The sequence below is a fragment of the Caulobacter sp. FWC2 genome, assembly GCF_002742625.1.
In the GTDB taxonomy this organism is placed as follows: Bacteria; Pseudomonadota; Alphaproteobacteria; order Caulobacterales; family Caulobacteraceae; genus Caulobacter.
The window spans coordinates 4,662,511-4,681,082 of the sequence record NZ_PEBF01000001.1 but is presented as its reverse complement, the minus strand read 5'-3'; the positions used below and the strand labels follow the sequence as shown (position 1 = coordinate 4,681,082).

Genomic DNA, 18,572 nt, shown 5'->3' with positions numbered 1-18,572 from the left:
AATCATGGCGCCCCGATACCTGCTCGCGATAGCCTATAACCATTTTCATACCAATATGAGTGTGGTCTGCAATTGGTTTCTTTTTGGCCTTGTCATCCGCAAAATTTCCGTCACAGTTCTCTCCCGAGGCCTGAGAAGTACCACTTTCTGCGGAACCTCCCAGAAAATTGGTATCATATTGGGCTTTGGGGTTCGGCTCCGGTCCAGTAGGCCCGGCAAAAATGGGGAGAAGCCGAGTTATGTCTAATTTCCGCAAATCCGTGCTGGCCGTATCGGTCAGCGCCATGGCCGTCATGGCCGCCGCGCCGGCGCTGGCGCAAGATAACAGCACCGTCGATGAGGTGGTCGTCACCGGCATCCGCGCCTCGCTGCTGCAATCCATAGAGTCCAAACGCCGCGCCAACGCCATCGTCGACGTCGTCACCGCCGAGGACGTGGGCAAGTTTCCAAGCTCCAACGTCGCCGAAGCCCTGACCATCGTTCCCGGCGTCACCGTCGACCGCGCCTTTGGTCAAGGTGAAAAGGTCGGCATCCTGGGCACGGACCCGGCGCTGAACCGCACCCTGCTCAACGGCCAGACCGTCGCGTCCGCCGACTGGTTCATCCTGGATTCTCCGGGCCGTACGTTCAACTACGCCCTGCTGGCCCCGCAGATCGTCGGCAAGGTCGAGGTCTTCAAATCCCCCGAAGCGCGCATCGACGAAGGCAGCATCGGCGGCACGGTCATCGTCAATACCCGCAAGCCGCTGGACCTGAAGGCGGGCCTGGTTGCTGGCGCGGTGAGCTATCTTTACACCGACCGCTCCAAGAAGGGCGACGCCCAGGGCTCGCTGCTGCTGAGCTGGAAGAACGACGCCCAGACCTTCGGGGCCAGCGTCTCGGTGCAGCGCGCCAAGGACCAGCTGCGCCGCGACGGCGTCGAAAGCTACGGCACCATGGCCGCCAACCAGTGGGCCGGCGGCAACCCGGACAACCCGGTCGACTCGCGGACCAGGGGCTGCACCGGCTCGTGCGCCACGACCCTGACCTCGAACCTGACGGCCCGCAGCCCGAACGCCTTCGGCGCCTCGTACTTCGAGCAGGACCGCACCCGCACCACCTACACCACGGCCCTGCAGTGGAAGCCGACCGACGCCCTGTCGTTCGACTTCAACTGGATGAAGATCAAGGCTGACTACGACAACACCAACCAGTCGATGTACGCCTTCCAGGGCAACACCTGGAACAGCCTGGGGGCCCTGACGGGCCTGACGGTCAACAACGGCGTCGTCAGCAAGGCCTCGTTCAACAACGCGCTGAGCGTGCTGGACGTGCAGTATCGCGAAGCCGAGCTGAAATCCGACACCTACCACCTGAAGGGCCAGTACAAGGCCGACGGCTGGGACGTGTCGGGCGAGATCGGCAAGTCGACCGCCGACGGCGGCACCAAGCGCCAGGTCTTCCTCGAGTTCCTGAACTGGGCCAACTACACCGTCGACATCAGCGGCGCGCCCAAGAGCCCGGGCAGCCTGACCTACACGACCAACGTCATGGGCAACCCGTCGGCCTTTGCGACCGATCCGGGCTGGAGCGGCAACCTGGTCAGCAAGCCGACCAGCGACGAAGAAAAGTACGCCCAGGTCGACCTGGGCAAGGACTTCGACGGCGTCATCCAGCGCGTCCAGGTCGGCTACAAGCGTCGTGAGCACCAGACCGGCCAGCAGTATTCGGGCATCGCCATCACCGGCGTCGCCGCCCCGGCCTCGCTGTTCAACCCGTCGACCGTGCCCAGCAACTACCTGAAGGGCTTCGACGGCGTCGGCGAGCAGATGTCGAACCGCTTCCGCATCGACGGCCAGTCGATGGTCTCGTACGTCGACAGCGGCAAGTGGCTGGCTCCGGGCGCCGCCATGCCCAAGCCGTCGATCTTCGCCGCCGCCGAGTTCACGGCCGGCAACTGGAACATCGAAGAAAACATTGACGCGCTGTACGCCCAGGCCAACTTCAAGGCCGACAACGTGCGCGGCAACTTCGGCGTCCGCTACGTGAAGACCTCGGTGAACAGCGCCGGCTATGTCTGCAAGCCCGGCGCGGCCTGCAACGCCGCCGCCGACTGGACCTGGGCGACGACGAAGAAGAGCTACGACAACGTCCTGCCCAGCGTGAACATCATCGTCGACGCCCGCCAGGACCTGGTGTTCCGCTTCGCGGCCGCCCAGGTGATCGCCCGCCCGAACTATGCCGACATGACCAACTACTTCTGGCTGTCGGACGGCATCCTGACGGGCGGCGGCGGCAACCCGGCGCTGGAGCCCTACAAGTCGAGCAACGTCAACGCCTCGGCCGAGTGGTACTTCCAGCCGCAAGCCATCCTGTCGGCCGAAGTGTTCTACAAGGACATCTCGAACTACATCCTGACGCGCACGCAGCCGGAATCCTACTTCAACCAGTCGCAAGGCAAGGTCACGACCTATCAGATCAGCCGTCCGTTCAACGCGGGCTCGGCCGAAGTGAAGGGCCTGGCGGTCGCCTATCAGCAGAACTTTGCCTACGGCTTCGGCCTGCTGGCCAACTACACCTACGCCGACGGCTCCGGCCAGGGCGGCGCGCCGCTGCCGTACAACTCGAAGAACCAGATCAACCTCAGCCCCTTCTATGAACACGGTCCGTTCTCGGCCCGGGCGACGTTCAACTGGCGCTCGAAGTACTTCACGGGTGTCGATCGCGGCGACGACATGTTCGTCAAGGCGTCGAAGACCCTGGATGCGACGGTCGGCTACGCGATCAACCAGAACATCACCATGTCGGTCTCGGGCCAGAACCTGCTGGACAGCGAGTACTACGCCTACGCCAACACCACGGCCCTGCCGCGCGGCGTCTACCGCACCGGCCGCAAGCTGCAGGCCACGCTGAACGTCAGCTTCTAGGCTGGCATTCAGCGGCGGGGGCTCCCCCTGGGGCCTCCGCCGGCCACGGCGCATTGATTGAACCCCTCCTGACTGCAAGCATGGAGCTGGGGCGGGGCAGCCTGGCTGTCCCGCCCGCTTTTTGCCGCCTGTTTCCTTGCGAGGCCGCGTGACCAAGACCCCGCTCCGCATCATCGCCGTCTCGGCGTTTGCCCTGGCTGCCGTACTAGCGACGAGCGCCATGGCCGACTCCGCCGGCCTGACCCTGACCCCCGCGCCGGCCAAGGCGGTTCGCGCCGAAGGGGCCTTCAAGCTCTCCGCCGCCACGCGCATCCATGTGGCGAAGGGCGATGTCGAGGCGCGAGGCGTCGCGCAACAGCTAGCCGACCTCATCCAGCGCTCGCGCGGCTTCAAACCCGCCGTGGTGGAAGGCCCGCCCGCCGTCGGTGAAGCCGCCATCGTCCTGACCCGCGAAGGGCCTGCGGGCGAGGCCTACAAACTGGACGTCTCTTCGACGACCGTGACCATCGCCGCCGCCAAGCGCGCGGGCCTGTTCTACGGCGCCATGTCGCTGTGGCAGCTGGCGACGCCGGACGCGGCCAAGGGCCCGGTCGCCTTGCCCGCCGCGTCGATCGAGGACGCCCCGCGCTTCGCCTGGCGGGGGCTGATGGTCGACAGCGCTCGTCACTATCAGTCGCTCGACACGCTGAAGGCGGTCATCGACGCCATGGCGGCCCATAAGCTCAACACCTTCCACTGGCACCTGGTGGACGACCAGGGCTGGCGGCTGGAGATCAAGAAATATCCGAAGCTGACCCAGGTCGGCGCCTGGCGCACTGATCCGGGCGCGGCGCGCGCCTATCCGAGGTACGGCGGCTTCTACACCCAGGAGCAGGCGCGCGAGCTGGTGGCCTACGCCGCCGCCCGCAACATCACCGTCGTGCCGGAGATCGAGACGCCCGGCCACGCCCTGGCGCCGATCGTCGCCTATCCGGGCCTGGGCACGGCCGCGCCGGACGCCTCGCGCATGGGGGACTGGGGCGTGTTCCCCTGGCTCTACAACACCGACGACGCGACCTTCGCCTTCCTCGACGACGTGCTGAACGAGGTGATGGATATCTTCCCGTCGACCTTCATCCACATCGGCGGCGACGAGGCGGTCAAGGACCAGTGGAAGGCCAGTCCAAAGATCCAGGCCAAGATTAAGGAGCTCGGCCTCAAGGACGAGCACGAGCTGCAGAGCTGGTTCATCCAGCGGGTCGGCAAGACGCTGGACAAACGCGGCCGCCGCCTGATCGGCTGGGACGAGATCCTCGAAGGCGGCCTTGCTCCGAATGCGACCGTGATGTCGTGGCGCGGCATCGACGGCGCCATCGCCGCCGCCAAGCAGGGCCACGATACGGTGCTGTCGCCGCATCCGACGCTCTATCTCGACAACCGCCAGAGCAAGTCGCCCGAGGAGCCGACCGGTCGCGGCCACGTCTCCAGCCTGAAGGACGTCTACGCCTTCGATCCGGCCCCGGCTCAGCTGACCCCGGACGAGCGCAAGCACATCCTGGGCGTCCAGGCCAATGTCTGGACCGAGCACATGCAGACCGACATGCGCATGGAGCTGATGGCCTTCCCGCGCGCCGTGGCCCTGGCCGAGCGCGGCTGGTCGTCGGAAGCGGCCGCGAACTGGGACGACTTCGCCCGCCGCATGCCGGCAGAAATGGCGCGCCTCCAGATCCTGGGCGTCGCCGCCAATACCGTGCCGTTCGAGCCGCAAGGTTCGCCTTCGGAAGGGGAGGGGGGCAAGACCCAGATCGCCCTCTCGAACGGCCTCGGCATCGGCGAGATCCGCTACACAACCGATGGCATGGCCCCGACGGCGACCTCGACGCCCTATGCCGGCGCCCTGACGCTGGCCAGCGGCGCGACGGTGAAGGCCCAGACCTTCGTCGACGGCCAGGCCCTGGGCCGCGCGCGGTCGTGGACGATCACGCCCGCCCTGCTGGACACCCGCGTCAGCGGCCAGCTGAAGCTCTGCACCGAAAAGGTGCCGCTGACCCTGATCGACGATGCGCCCGCCGCCTTCGACAAGCGGCCGATGATGGTGGTCGACATCTTCAACCCGTGCTGGATCTGGGAAGGCGCCAAGCTGGACAAGGGCGCGGTGCTGACCGCCCGGATCACCCAGATCCCGTTTAACTTCCAAGTTGGCAAGGAGCGCGGCAACATCCCGCTCCGCCCGCCGGCCACGCCGGGCGGCGAGCTGGAGGTGCGCCTGGGCTGCGTGGGCGAGCGCATCGCCGCGATCCCGCTGGGCGACGCCGCCAGGAACGCGGGCCTGTCCACGGTGACGGCGCCTTTGCCGGCGCGCGCGGGCAAGACCGATCTGTGCTTGACCTTCACGTCCAAGACCCTCGATCCCTTCTGGGTGATCGAGCGCGTGACCCTGAAGCCCGCGAACTGAAGTCCGAGGAAGAGTAGCGCCCGTGTCCAACCTCGTACTCACCTCGCCGCTGAACGGCTGGATTGCGCCGCTGGATGAGGCGCCGGATGCGGTGTTCGCCGAGCGGATGCTGGGGGACGGGTTGGCGATTGATCCGTTCGGTTCGACCTTGCACGCGCCGTGCGACGCGGTGGTCGTCACCGTGCATCGCGCCCGCCACGCCGTGACGCTGCGGGCGGCCAACGGGGCCGAGATCCTGATGCATGTGGGGCTGGAGACCGTGGCCCTGAACGGCGAGGGCTTCAGTGTCTTCGTCCAGGACGGCCAGAGCGTGAAGGCCGGCGACACGCTGCTGGGGTTCGACCTCGACCTGCTGGCCCAGAAGGCCCGCAGCCTGATCACCCCGGTGGTGATCACCAATCTGGACGCCTTCCAGATCGTCCGCCGCGACCAGGATCGCGCGCTGAGCGTCGGCGACTTCCTGATGGAGTTGTCGCCAGCCAATCTTCCAGGGGAGGGCGGCGCGGTGGCCGCCAGCCCGGTCAGCGCCGGCGAGATCTCTCGCGAGGTTGTTGTTCCCCTGGTCCATGGCATCCACGCCCGTCCCGCCGCCCGCATCGCCGAGACGGCTCGCCAGTTCGAGGCCGAGGTCGCGCTGGTGGCGGTCAACCGCCGCGCCAGCGCCAAGAGCCCGGTGGGCGTGATGTCCCTGGCCATCCGCCATGGCGACGCCCTCCAGGTCGTGGCCTCGGGGCTGGACGCCGAGGCGGCGATCCAGGCGGTGGCAGACCTGATCGAAGGCGGCATGGGCGAGGGCGGTCCGGTGGCCGCCCAGAGCGCCCCGCCCGTCGAGACCGAGACGCCTGTGGCGCCGGCCGAACTGCCGCGTGACGGCGTGCTGAAGGGCGTGCTGGCCGCGCCGGGCCTGGCGATCGGCAAGGCCGTGCGCCTGGCGGCCGCCGACATCGTCGTGCGCGAAGCCGGCGAAGGCGTCGCCCACGAGGAGGCCGCTCTGGCCGCCGCCCTCGACACCGTCCGATCGAAGATCGAAGCCAACGCCGCCAAAGGCGACAAGGCCCGCAAGGCGATTCTCGGCGCCCACCTGGCCTTCCTCGAAGATCCTGAACTCTCCGCCGGCGCCCGCCGCCTGATCGGCGAAGGCAAGAGCGCCGGTTTTGCCTGGCGATCGGCGGTCGGCGGTTATGTCGAAGCCCTGCGCGGCCTGGGCGACCGCCGCCTGGCCGAGCGCGTAGACGACCTCGTCGACCTCGAGCGCCAGGTCCTTCGCGCGCTCACTGGCGAAGAAGACGAAGGCGCGGTCCTGCCGCCCGGTTCGATCCTGCTGGCCGACGAACTGCTGCCCTCGCAGTTGATGGGCGTGGATCCCGCCGCCGTGGCGGGCTTCGCCACCGCGCGCGGCGGTCCGACCTCGCACGTGGCGATCCTGGCTGCGGCCATGGGTATCCCGGCGCTGGTGGCCCTTGGCGGCGCGCTGCTGAAGGTCAAGGACGGCGCCGCGCTGATCCTGGACGCCGACGGCGGGACCTTGCGGGTCGCGCCCGATGCGCCCGCTCTGGAAGCCGCCCAGACCGCCCTGGCCCAACGCCAGGAACGCCGCGCCGCCGCCCAGGCCGCCGCCCACGAGGCGTGTGTCACCCAGGACGGCGTCCGCATTGAGGTGTTCGCCAACACCGGCTCGGTCAGCGACGCCCTGGCCGCCGTGGCCCATGGCGCCGAAGGCTGCGGTCTTCTCCGCACCGAGTTTCTGTTCCTGGAGCGCGACACCCCGCCGGACGAGGACGAGCAGGCCCGCCAGTACCAGGCCATCGCCGACGCCCTGGAAGGTCGGCCGCTGATCATCCGCACGCTGGACGTCGGCGGCGACAAGGCCGCGCCCTACCTGCCGATCCCGGCCGAGGAGAACCCGGCGCTGGGCCTGCGCGGCGTCCGCGTCAGCCTGTGGCGGCCGCACCTGCTGAAGACCCAGCTGCGCGCCATCCTGCGCGTTCGACCTTTCGGCCAATGCAAGATCATGGTCCCGATGATCGCCAGCCTGGACGAGCTGCGCGCCGTCCGCGCCGTGCTGGAAGAGGCCAAGCGCGAGCTGGGCGTCACCGACAGGGTCGAGCTTGGCGTGATGATCGAGACGCCCGCCGCCGCCGTCACCGCCGACCTGCTCGCCGCCGAGGCCGACTTCCTGTCGATCGGCACCAACGACCTGACCCAATATGTGCTGGCCATGGACCGGGGCAATCCGGAGCTGGCCGCCCGCATCGACGCCCTGCATCCGGCGGTGCTGCGGATGATCGACCAGACCTGCCGTGGGGCGCAGAAGCATCAGCGCTGGGTCGGCGTCTGCGGGGGGCTGGCCTCCGAGGTCGCCGCCACGCCGATCCTGCTGGGCCTGGGCGTCACGGAGCTGTCGACCACGGCCTCGATCGCCCCTGAGGTGAAGGCCCGCGTGCGCGGCCTCTCGCTCGAGGCCTGTCGTGACCTGGCCCGGCAGGCGCTGGGCCAGACGTCTCCCGAGGCGGTCCGGGCCCTCGTGAAGTCTCATCTTTCTATTGGGGCAGGAGCCTGACGCCCATGAAGTCTCCGCTCGAGATCCTCCAGCCCCTGGGCCGGGCCCTGATGCTGCCGATCGCGGTGCTGCCGGTGGCGGGCCTGTTGCTGCGCCTGGGCCAGCCCGACCTGCTGAACATCGGCTTCATGGCCGCCGCCGGCGACGCGATCTTCTCCAACCTCGGCCTGCTGTTCGCCATCGGCGTCGCCGTGGGTCTGGCGCGCGAGAACAACGGCGCGGCCGGCCTGGCCGGTGTCGTCTGCTTCCTGATCGCCACCGAGGGCGCCAAGACCCTGCTGCACGTCCCGGCCGAGGTCACGGCCAACCTCGTCAAGGCCCATGCCGACCTGGCGGGCGCGGCCTACAAGGCCAAGGCCCTGGCCAAGCTGAGCGCCCCGATCGGCATCCTCTCGGGCGTGATCGGCGGGCTGTTCTACAACCGCTTCTCGACCTTCAAGCTGCCGGAATATCTGGCCTTCTTCAGCGGCCGGCGGTTCGTGCCGATGATCGCGGGCCTGGCCGGCCTGGTCATGGCCGTACTGATTGGCCTGGGCTATGACGGCATCAACGGCGCGGTCGACGCCGCCAGCCGCGCCGTGGTCGGCTCGGGCGAGATCGGCCTGCTGGTGTTCGGGTTCCTCAACCGGATCCTGATCGTCACCGGCCTGCACCATGTGCTCAACAATATCGCCTGGTTCGTGGTCGGCGACTATCACGGCGCGACCGGGGATCTGCGCCGCTTCTTCGCCGACGACCCCAGCGCCGGGGCGTTCATGAGCGGCTTCTTCCCGGTGATGATGTTCGGCCTGCCGGCCGCCTGCCTGGCCATGTACCACACCGCCCGGCCCGAGAAGAAAAAGGCCGTCGGCGGCATGCTGTTCTCGCTGGCCCTGACCTCGTTCCTGACGGGCGTGACCGAGCCGATCGAGTTCAGCTTCATGTTCCTGGCCCCCGTGCTCTTTGCCGTGCACGCGGTGCTGACGGGCGTGGCCATGGCGCTGATGAACCTCTTGAACGTGAAGCTGGGCTTCACCTTCTCGGCCGGCCTGTTCGACTATGTGCTGAACTTCGGCAAGGCCACGAACCCGTGGCTGCTGATCCCGGTCGGCCTCGTCTATGGCGCGGTCTATTACGGCCTGTTCCGGTTCTTCATCCAGAAGTTCGACCTCAAGACCCCGGGCCGCGAGGACGAGGACACTGTCGCCGTCGAGACCGTCACCACCGGCGGCGGACGCGGCGCGGACTTCGTGGCGGCCCTGGGCGGCGCGGGCAATCTCACCACCGTCGACGCCTGCACCACCCGTCTGCGCCTGATCGTCGTCGACCAGGACGCGGTCAACGCGCCGGCCCTGAAGGCCCTGGGCGCGCGCGGGATCGTCAAGCCCTCCGCCAACGCGCTGCAGGTCGTGCTCGGCCCCATCGCCGACGGGGTCGCGGGCGAGATCCGCGCGGCCCTGAGTCAGGGTGTCGGTGGCGCTCCGGCTCCCGCCAAGCCCGTCGCCGCCGCCAAGCCCGCGCCCTCCGTGCTGCCGACCGTCGACGACGACCGCAAGGCCAAGGCGCTGCTGGCCGCCCTCGGCGGCGCGGCCAACCTGACGAGCGTCGGAACCTGCTCCAGCCGCCTACGCCTGGTCGTCGCCGACCCCGGCGCGCTGGACGAGCCGGCCCTGAAGACCCTCGGCGCCCGCGGCCTCGTCCGCATCGGCGACCACGTCGTCCACCTCGTCCTCGGCCCCGACGCCGAGCGGGTCGGAGAGGTGATGCGCCGCCATCTGTCTTAGACAAATGGCCTTGGCCGAGGTGAAAGGGCGGGCGGAAAGTCCGCCCGCCCGTCCGTCCTAGAAGCGCTTCCGGACCTGGAAGCCGGCCGTGCGCGGATTGATGCTCACCACCTGCTGCTTGTTGTTCACCGCCGAGGTCACGCTCATCAGCCCGACTTCATCGGTCACGTTGTTGACGAAGAGGTACGCGCCCCAGTCGGCGCCTTCCACGCCGGCGCGGAGGTTGGCGTAGCCGTAGTCGCCCTGCTTCTCGTAGTAGACGTAGGTCGGACGGAACTGCGAGGCGGACTCGCCGACATAGGCGTAGTCGGCGCGGAGCAGGCCGTTCAGGTCGCCGTTCAGCGGCCAGGTGTATTCGACCGCCGCCGAACCGCTGTACTTGGCCACGTTCGGGAATTCGTCGCCGCGCAGGCCGGTGGAGCCGGTGATCAGGATGGTCGAGTTCGCCTGGTCTTCCGTCAGCTTGGCGTCGACGATGGCGGCGGTGCCGCTGATCGTCAGGCCGGAGATCGGACGCGCCGTCGCCTCGATCTCGAAGCCCTTGATCCGCGCCTTGCCGGCGTTGGTCAGGTAGCTGAAGGCGCCGTTGGCGCTGGTCGCCGAGATCTGCATGTTCGACCAGTCGATCTGGTAGACGGCCGCGTTCAGCGTCAGGCGACGGTCGAACCACTGGCTCTTGATGCCGCCTTCGTAGTTCCAGAGGCTGTCGGGCGCGTAGCCCAGCAGGGCGCTGGCCAGACCCGGCACGTTGTTGGCGCCGCCGGGGCGGAAGCCCTTGGCCGCCACGGCGTAGACCATGACGTCCGACGTGACCTGGTAGGAGGCGTTCAGCTTGCTGACCCAGCCGTCGGCGCCGGCGTCGACCTGGGCGGCCGGACCCACATAGGACTGGGTGATGAAGTTGCTGATCAGGACCTGGCCCGAGACCGTCTTGTCGTACTTGAAGCGGCGCAGGCCGCCGGTCAGGGTCAGCTTGTCGATCGGCTTGTAGGACACTTCACCGAAGAAGGCGGTCTGCTTGGTGTCGGTGCCGACGTGGCGCCAGGCGGTCAGGTCGTTGGGATTGATGACGCCGGTGGTCGCGTCGCCCTTGGCCACCTTGCTCTCGATATAGTCCTCGCGCTTTTCGAGATAGGCGCCGGCCGTCCAGTCGAGCTTGTCGTCGAGCAGCGAGCCGGTCATGCGCAGTTCGTGGTTCCACGAGGTCAGGCCCATCGGCTGATAGAGCGCGCCCGGGGTGCGGCTGTCGGCATAGGCGGTGTAGGCCGTCAGCTGCGTCGCCGTACAGGCCGGGTTGGTCGCGCCCGTCGCGGCCGGACCGCCAGCGACCCAGTTGCGGCACGAGGTGGCGTTGGCGCGGCTGCCCGACAGGGTGGGGCTGTAGTCGGAATTCCGCAGCAGCGTCCACTTGTAGTAGGACGACGTGCCGGTCAGGGTCGCGAAACCGAGGTCCCACTTGCCCGTGACGTTGTACATGCGCAGGTTGTCGCTGGTCGGGGCGATGACGCGGGCGTTGGTCTTGTACTCGCCCTTGCCCAGAGCCGGATACCAGCTGTTCTGACCGTCCAGGGTGGTCTTCTGGTACAGGCCCGAGGCGTTGATCGTCAGGTTTTCGGTGGGCGTGAAGCCCAGCATCAGGCGACCGCCGCTGGAGTGCTGGTCGTTGATGTCCTTCTTGTTCAGCAGGACGTCGTCGACATAGCCGCCGCCTTCGGTCTTGTAGAGCACCAGGCGCGCGGCCAGCTTGTCCTCGATCAGCGGCACATTGACCATGCCCTTGACCGAGTAGCCGTTGCTGCCGCCCTTGGTGCTGGTTCCCTGGGCCTCGACGGCGCCGGCGTAGCGGCTGGTGTCGGGCTTGTTGAGGATCACGCGCAGGGTGCCGCCCATCGAGCCCGAGCCGTACAGCGTGCCTTGCGGACCGCGCAGGACCTCGACGCGCTCGGCGTCGAACAGGTTGACGTCGGCGCTGGTCGAGCTCGCGTCGGCGGTCGTGCCGGCCGGGCCCGTCAGCGGGGTTTCGTCGTAGTAGAGGCCGACGGTGGCTTCACCGGCGCTGCGCACGCCGCGCAGGGTCAGGCGGCGGCTGGTCGGCGAGTTGCCGTCGACCTGCAGGTTCGGGACCGTGCGGAAATAGTCCTGGATGCCCTGGGCGCCCAGCGCCTGCAGCGACTTCTCGGTGACCGCGCTGACGCTGATCGGGGTGGTCTGGACGGTGGTGGAGCGCTTCAGCGCGGTGACGATCACTTCCTCGATCGTGCCGGCGTCCTTGGGTTCGCTCGACTGGGCGAACGCCTGGCCGGCGACCAGGCTCGTCAGGGCGCTGGCGCCCAGGGCCAGGGCGCGAAGGCCTCGAAACTGCATCATTGTAGATCCCCTATTGTCGGCGCGCTCGACGGCGGCCTGTAGGATCAGACGCAAGGGCGAGACGCTCCCTCACCTTGACGCGCGGGAAAAAGGGCGGGGCGCCTCAGAAGCGGCGTTCGACGCCCAGGCGCAGGGTGCGCGGCGCCACGCCGAAGTACTCGACCGGACCCGAGGTGTTGCGCGCGGCGGTGGCGCGGCCGGCCCGGTCCAGCAGGTTGTCGACCGACAGGTCCAGGATCCAGGCGCGATGCTCCAGGCTGAAGCTGGCGCCGAAGAGCGCGTAACCGCCCATCTTCAGATAGTCGCTGTTGCCGGCGTTGAACGCCGACCGCGCGAGCCCGGCATAGGAGCCGTCGAACCGCAGGCGGCCGACGAGGTCGCCGGGCAGGGTCCAGCGGCGCTCCATGGAGGCCGAGGCCGTCATCCGGGGCACGACCGGCAGGCGGTCTCCCTCCAGCCCCAGGCCGATCGCGGCGTTGGTCAGCTGGTCGGCGGTCAGGCGCGCGTCGGTCAGGGTCAGTGCGCCGGCGAGATTCCATCCCATCACGCGCTGGGCCGCGGCCTCGACCTCCAGCCCGTGGATACGCGCCGCGCCGATATTGGTGACGTAGTTGAAGGCGCGGTTCTGGGTCTGGGCGGCGTACTGCATGTCCCGCCAGTCGATCCGATAGAGGGCCACATTGGCCGTGAAGCGCCGGTCGGCGCTTTGCCCCTTCAGGCCCAGCTCGTAGTTGTTCAGGCGATCCGAGCGATAGACCGCCAGGGTCTCGGGCAGGCCGGGCACCACATTGACGCCGCCGGGACGGTAGCCTTGCGAGACTTGGGCGTAGCCGAATACCCCTGGCGCGAACTGGCGGCTGGCCAGGGCCTTCAGGCTCCAGCCCTGCTCCTGGTTCCGCGCGTCGATCGCATAGTCGGCCCAGGTGCCGGACACGACATTGGCCACCTGCACCCCGCCCCGGTCCCGCTTGACGTAGTTGAAGCGCCGCGCGCCCAGGGTCAGCTGGGTCTGGGGCGCGAGGGCGTAGGCGATCTCGCCGAAGACCGCGCTCTGCGAGAGGTGGTTCTCGATGTCGCGGCGGCCGATCAGCACCGGCGGCTCGGTCAGGGCGCCGGTATCGGGATCCACGTGCCGGACCTGGCTGTCGATGGTGTCGCCGCGCACCTCGCGATAGGCGCCCAGCGTCCAGCTCAGCGGACCCTCGCCGACGGACGAGGCCCGGATTTCGTGGATCTGGGCGGTCAGCTCCGCCGGCTGGTTCAGGATCGCCGGATAGACGCTGTCGACATAGGCCGAGTAGCTGGCCATCTGCGTGGCGTCGCAAGCTTGGGCCAGGGTGAACATCCGCACGCAGCCCGCCGCGTTGGTCCGCTCGCCCAGCAGCACGCCGCTGTAATCGGAGCGGCGGGTCAGTCGCCAGCGGTACCAGGACGACACCGCCGTCAGGTCCACGGCGTCGCCGCGCCATTTCACGGTCGTCGCCGCCAGGTCGATGTCGCCGTCGAAGGGCGCGCGGGCGGCGTGGACGGTCCGCCACGGGCCGGCCGTATCGTTCCAGGCCGAGATGTCGTCGCGATGGCTGGCCTGGTGGGTGGCCGACAGCAGGGCCGACAGCCGCGATCCCGGCGCCCACAACGCCGCCAACCGCACGCCCCGCACGCGGGAGGCGTCGACGTCCTTCAAGCCTAGCCGGACATTGTCGACGACGCCGGGTTGGTGCTGGTCGTAGGCGGTCAGGCGAACGGCCAGGGTCTCGGGGATCACGACGGCGTTCAGCGCGGCGTTCGCCCCGCCGCCTTGCCCGCCGTGCGCGGCGGAGGACAGAGAGGCGCCGATCGAGGCCGTGTCCCGCGAGAGGTCCGGTCGCTTGAACAGGATCCGCAGCGCCCCGCCCATCGCGCCGGAGCCGTACAGCGTGCCCTGCGGTCCGCGCAGAAGCTCGACGCGGTCCACATCGACCAAGGCCAGTTCCGGCGCCATCACACCCGGATCGGAGGTGGTGCCGACCGGGCCGGTCATCGGTGTCTCGTCGTAATAGAGCCCGGTCGTCGCTTCGCCCGCGCCATAGACGCCACGCAGCGCCAGGCGTCGGCCAAAGGCGGTGGACGCCAGCTTGAGCCCCGGCAGCAGCGGCGCGGCCTTGTCCAGGTCGAAGACGCCCAGGCGCGACAACGACTCGCCGGGGATCACGGTCATGCTGATGGGCGTCTGCTGGACGAGGCTGGATCGCTTCAGCGCGGTGACGACGACCGAATCGATCTCGACCGGCCGAGGCGGCGGGTCCGGTGGCGCGACCGACGCCGCATTGGGGGCAGGGGCCTTGGCGGGCGGGGCGGCCGGCACCACCAGGAAGCTGCGCCCCTCGAGCTGAACGGTCAGGCCGGAGCCGGCCAGCAGGCGCTCCAGCGCCGCCTCGGCCGTGAACACGCCGCTCAGGCTGTCGCTGCGCTTGCCCTGAGTCAGGGCGGGCGAGAACAGGATCTCGCGGTCGCTGCGCAGCGCCAGCTGGTTCAGGGCCTGGCCAAGCGGTTGGGCTGGGAGGTCAAAGCGGAAGGCGGCCTCCGGCCGTCGCGGCGCGGCGGCCGCCGTCGCGGTCAGGGCCGTGGCGCACAGCAGGGCCAAGACGGCGCCGCGTGTCGCGCACGCTTCCAAGCCTCTGACCCTGGGCAACACCGAACTCCGACCTCCCCTGGCGGCCTGGAACCTCACGCCGTCGAGGGCGCGCACCATGCCTTACTTCGCCGGCCCGCCGTGCTTCGCGGCGCGGCCTGACGGCGGAAGATCGCTCGTTGCATAGGCAATAGGCAACTGGTCACAGGTTGCGTCATTGCCGCCACACCCGGGGAACCGCCCTTGACAGAGGCGAGACCGCGATTTCACCTGACTGTCATGTCGGGGCGTAAACAATGATCTGGGGTCGCAAGCCCGCCGAGCCTCCCGAGCAGGTTCGCGACCTGTCGGACAGCGGCGCGCGCTTCACGCCGGCGCTGCGCGCGTTCTTCTCCCGTCGGGCGCACGCCAACGATGTCGAGGATCTGGTGCAGGAGGTTCTCCTCCGGATCCAGAAGCGCCAACCGGGCGCTGTCGTCACCAATGTCGAGGGCTATCTCTTCGAGGTCGCCGCCAATGTCCTGATCGATCGCGGCCGTCGCGACCGCACCCGTCGGCGGTCCGATCACTGCGAACTGCAAGAAATTCATCACCCCGTTGATGAAGTCTCGCCCGAACGCGTCTTACAGGGACGTGAACAGATGGCGCGCGCCATGGCGGCTCTCAACGAGCTGCCGGAACGCACGCGACGGGTTTTCATTCTCGTGCGCTTCGAGGAGATGAGCTACAAGCTCGTCGCCCAGCGCCTGGGGGTCTCCGTCAGCGCTGTCGAGAAACATGTGATGAAGGCGCTGCGTCATCTGCACGCGCGTCTGCGAGACCAGGATGACGTCGACCACGTCGGGCAACGAGATACACGACGACCCGGATAGCGCGGCCGCCCTGTGGTTCGCGCGACGGCAAGGCGATGACATGCCGCCACGCGATCGGCGGGAGTTCGAGCGCTGGCTGAAGGCCGACGCTCGCAACGCCGCCGCGTGGGACGACCTCAACCGCACCTGGAACAGCGTCGCCGCTCTAGAGAGCGATCCGGCCTTCGCGGCCCTGCGCGCCGATGCGCTGAACGCGGGCGACAAGCGTCCGCATCTGGATCGACGCGCCTTGGGGCTGGCGGCCGCTGGCCTGGTCGCCGCCGTGGGCGGGGCCGTGTTCGGCAGGCGCTGGCTGAGCGGCGATGTGGCGCCCGCTCCCGCCCCCGATGAGCCGGTCTTCAGCACGGCGGTCGGCGAGCGCTCGACCTTCCGTCTCGCCGACAACTCGATCGTGACGCTGAGCACCGATTCCTCCGTGCGGGTGAACCATTGGGCTAAGGAGCGCCGGCTGACGCTCCTGCGCGGCCAGGCCTTCTTCCAGGTCGCCAAGGATCCCTCGCGTCCCTTCGTGGTCGCGGCCGGCGACAAGCGGGTGACCGCCGTCGGCACGGCCTTCGACGTGCGCATGGACCCGGGCAAGCTGTCGGTGACGCTGGTCGAGGGGCGCGTGCGCATCGCCGCCGACGCGCCCGCCAATGGACAGGGAGGCGAGCGCCGCGTCGAGATGTCGGCCGGCTCGCGCTTCGTGGCCGCCGATCGCGCCGACTGGCTGATCTCGGTGGTCGACACCGCCAAGGAATCCGCCTGGCTGAAGGGCCGGCTGGTGTTCGACGGCGAGCCGCTGTCGGCCGTCGTCGCCGAGATGAACCGCTTCTCCGAGCGCAAGCTGGCGCTGTCCGATCCGGCCCTGGGCGCCACGCCGGTCAGCGGCGTCTTCAAGACCGGCCAGATCGACGCCTTCGTGGCCGCGCTCAAGACCTATGGCCTGGCCGATGTCGGCCGCGCCGACGAAGCGCGGGTCGAACTGGTGCGTCCCCGCGCCTGACGCGGGACAGAGCCCAGGAAATTTTTCACATTCCCGGTGAGGGGCGGTCGCCGCCTCACGTCGTATAGGTGGGCGCCCGTCTGGCGTCGTCCTTCGCCACCCGGGGAAACCGTTCCATGAAGCTTTCCGCTCTGAAGCTCGCCCTTCTGTCCGCCAGCATGGCGACGGGCGTGCTCGCGACCCAGGTCCATGCCGCGCCGCTCACCGACGCCAGCCGCGCCCAGATCCTGAAGGCTGTCGACGCCGACGCCCCGCAGATCCAGGACGCGGCCCTGAAGATCTGGGGCTTCGCCGAGGTCGGCTACCAGGAGGTCAAGAGCTCGACTCTGCTGCAAGGCCAGCTGAAGACCGCGGGCTTCGACGTGAAGCCCGGCATCGCCGGTGAGCCCACCGCTTTCGTGGCCAGCTTCAAGAACGGCGCCGGCCCGGTCATCGCCATCCTCGCCGAGTTCGACGCCCTGCCGGGCCTGGCCCAGACAGCCGCTCCGGTGAAGACCGGCATCCCCGGCCAGGTCGCTGGTCACGGCTGCGGCCACAACCTGTTCGGCGCCGCCTCGGTCGGCGCGGCTGTCGCCATCAAGGACTGGATGGTCAAGAACAACATCAAGGGCGAGCTGCGCGTGTTCGGCACGCCCGCCGAAGAAGGCGGTTCGGGCAAGGTCTATCTGGTCCGCGACGGCCTGTTCAACGACGTCGACGCCACGCTGCACTGGCACCCGGCCAATGTGAACTCCGCCGTCCCGGGCGTGTCGATGGCCAATATCAGCGGCAAGTTCCGCTTCCATGGCGTCTCGGCCCACGCCGCCGGCGCGCCGGAGAAGGGTCGTTCGGCGCTGGACGGCGTCGAGGTTATGGATGTCGCCACCAACTTCCTGCGCGAGCACACCCCCGACAAGACGCGCATCCACTACGTGATCACCGCCGGCGGCACGGCGCCGAACGTCGTGCCCGACTTCGCCGAGGTCTACTACTACGTCCGCCATCCGGACCCGGCGGTCGTCAAGGACGTCTGGTCGCGGGTCGAGAAGGCCGCCGAGGGCGCCGCCCTCGCCACCGGCACCACGGTCGACAAGGAGATCACCGGCGGCGTCTACGCCCTGCTGCCCAACGACACCCTGGGCCGGGTCATGGACGCCAACCTGCGCAAGGTCGGCGGCATCACCTGGACTCCCGAGGAGCAGGCCTTCGCCAAGAAGATGCAGGAGAGCCTGCCCGGCGCGCCGTCGATCGACACCGTAAAGACGATCGAGCCCTACAAGATCGAACTGGAAGGCGGCGGCGGCTCGACCGACGTCTCGGATATCAGCTGGGTCACCCCGACCGTCGGCCTGGGCACCGCCACCTTCGTGCCGGGCTCGGCCGGCCACAGCTGGCAGAACGTGGCCGCCGCCGGCTCGTCGATCGGCGTCAAGGGCGCGGTCAACGCCGCCAAGACCCTGGCCCTGACGGGGGCGGATCTCTTCTCCAACCCGGACGTCGTCAAGAAGGCCAAGGCCGAACTGGACCAGCGCCGCGGCCCCAACTTCGCCTACAAGGCCATGCTGGGCGACCGCCCGCCGGCCCTGGACTATCGCAAGCCCGCCTCCTCGGGACGCGAGTAGCGGTCGCTTTCCCCCAAAGCGATCGTTAGCAGCCGGCGCCGCCACGTCCTCCTCGAGGCGGCGCCGGCCGCGCACCTTTCGGCGACCATCGGAGTTCGGCGTGGTTCAGACCATCACCATCAGCTTCGAGCGCTTCGAAGCGCTCAAGGCCGCCTTGCCGGCGATCACGCGAGAGCATCTCACGGACGTCTACGGCATCAGCGAGACGACCTGGACCAAGCTGCGCAAGGGCGAGCCGATAAAGCTCGGGACCTGGGAGCGGATCCAGGCGCGCCTGGCGCGGCGAATACTCACGACACCGCCCAAGGTCTGAAGCGCGGTTTGTCACCAGCCCCGCCGACGAGGTGACAAGACGGCTCGCCATGGTCTAGGTGGACATCAAGCCCGAGGACGAGCCGACGCCCGCCTTCGGACCCAAGACCATCGACGTCTGGCCCGATCGAACGAAACTCCGTCGGCGGGCGAGCGTGGCT

10 protein-coding genes are annotated in these 18,572 nt (G+C 68.7%); 8 read left to right on the top strand and 2 right to left on the bottom strand.

Annotated features, from left to right (window positions below):
- Positions 1-239: 239 nt before the first annotated feature.
- The 4 genes from CSW62_RS22095 to nagE all read left to right on the top strand — a co-directional run bounded on the left by CSW62_RS22095 (position 240) and on the right by nagE (position 9,663).
- A complete protein-coding gene (locus CSW62_RS22095) occupies positions 240-2,906 on the top strand; it encodes a TonB-dependent receptor (protein ID WP_099581594.1) in 2,667 nt (888 codons plus the stop codon).
- 148 nt (positions 2,907-3,054) lie between these two features.
- Complete coding sequence (locus tag CSW62_RS22090; RefSeq protein WP_099581591.1) at positions 3,055-5,340, top strand: family 20 glycosylhydrolase; 2,286 nt, start codon at positions 3,055-3,057, stop codon at positions 5,338-5,340.
- 22 nt (positions 5,341-5,362) lie between these two features.
- Entirely contained in the window at positions 5,363-7,900 is a 2,538-nt protein-coding gene (ptsP, locus tag CSW62_RS22085; protein WP_099581589.1) for a phosphoenolpyruvate--protein phosphotransferase, read from the top strand.
- 5 nt (positions 7,901-7,905) lie between these two features.
- On the top strand, positions 7,906-9,663 hold the full coding sequence (gene nagE, locus CSW62_RS22080; protein WP_099581587.1) for an N-acetylglucosamine-specific PTS transporter subunit IIBC: 1,758 nt from the start codon (positions 7,906-7,908) through the stop codon (positions 9,661-9,663).
- A 57-nt stretch (positions 9,664-9,720) separates the two neighbouring features.
- Here the strand turns inward: nagE and CSW62_RS22075 are convergent, their stop codons facing one another.
- Positions 9,721-12,084: a TonB-dependent receptor gene (locus CSW62_RS22075; protein ID WP_233206758.1), complete on the bottom strand. Its 2,364-nt coding sequence runs from the start codon at positions 12,082-12,084 to the stop codon at positions 9,721-9,723.
- A gap of 49 nt (positions 12,085-12,133) precedes the next feature.
- A complete protein-coding gene (locus CSW62_RS22070) occupies positions 12,134-14,653 on the bottom strand; it encodes a TonB-dependent receptor (protein ID WP_233206757.1) in 2,520 nt (839 codons plus the stop codon).
- Positions 14,654-14,937: 284 nt separating this feature from the next.
- On the opposite strand from CSW62_RS22070, the gene CSW62_RS22065 reads away from it, so the two are divergent.
- The 4 genes from CSW62_RS22065 to CSW62_RS22050 all read left to right on the top strand — a co-directional run bounded on the left by CSW62_RS22065 (position 14,938) and on the right by CSW62_RS22050 (position 18,412).
- Positions 14,938-15,513: an RNA polymerase sigma factor gene (locus tag CSW62_RS22065; protein WP_099581581.1), complete on the top strand. Its 576-nt coding sequence runs from the start codon at positions 14,938-14,940 to the stop codon at positions 15,511-15,513.
- Positions 15,467-16,498 carry a FecR domain-containing protein gene (locus tag CSW62_RS22060; protein WP_099581579.1) on the top strand — a complete coding sequence of 344 codons (1,032 nt, stop codon included), beginning with the start codon at positions 15,467-15,469 and terminating at the stop codon, positions 16,496-16,498. The genes CSW62_RS22065 and CSW62_RS22060 overlap by 47 nt, the downstream gene beginning before the upstream one ends.
- Before the next feature lie 116 nt (positions 16,499-16,614).
- Positions 16,615-18,099 carry an amidohydrolase gene (locus tag CSW62_RS22055; RefSeq protein ID WP_099581577.1) on the top strand — a complete coding sequence of 495 codons (1,485 nt, stop codon included), beginning with the start codon at positions 16,615-16,617 and terminating at the stop codon, positions 18,097-18,099.
- Between the two features lie 100 nt (positions 18,100-18,199).
- Positions 18,200-18,412 carry a hypothetical protein gene (locus tag CSW62_RS22050; RefSeq protein ID WP_099581575.1) on the top strand — a complete coding sequence of 71 codons (213 nt, stop codon included), beginning with the start codon at positions 18,200-18,202 and terminating at the stop codon, positions 18,410-18,412.
- Positions 18,413-18,572 lie beyond the last annotated feature (160 nt).

Coding starts and splice junctions, on each gene's coding strand:
- CSW62_RS22060 (WP_099581579.1), top strand. CDS start 15,467: ATGACGTCGACCACGTCGGGCAACGAGATACACGACGACCCGGATAGC.
- CSW62_RS22095 (WP_099581594.1), top strand. CDS start 240: ATGTCTAATTTCCGCAAATCCGTGCTGGCCGTATCGGTCAGCGCCATG.
- CSW62_RS22065 (WP_099581581.1), top strand. CDS start 14,938: ATGATCTGGGGTCGCAAGCCCGCCGAGCCTCCCGAGCAGGTTCGCGAC.
- CSW62_RS22055 (WP_099581577.1), top strand. CDS start 16,615: ATGAAGCTTTCCGCTCTGAAGCTCGCCCTTCTGTCCGCCAGCATGGCG.
- nagE (WP_099581587.1), top strand. CDS start 7,906: ATGAAGTCTCCGCTCGAGATCCTCCAGCCCCTGGGCCGGGCCCTGATG.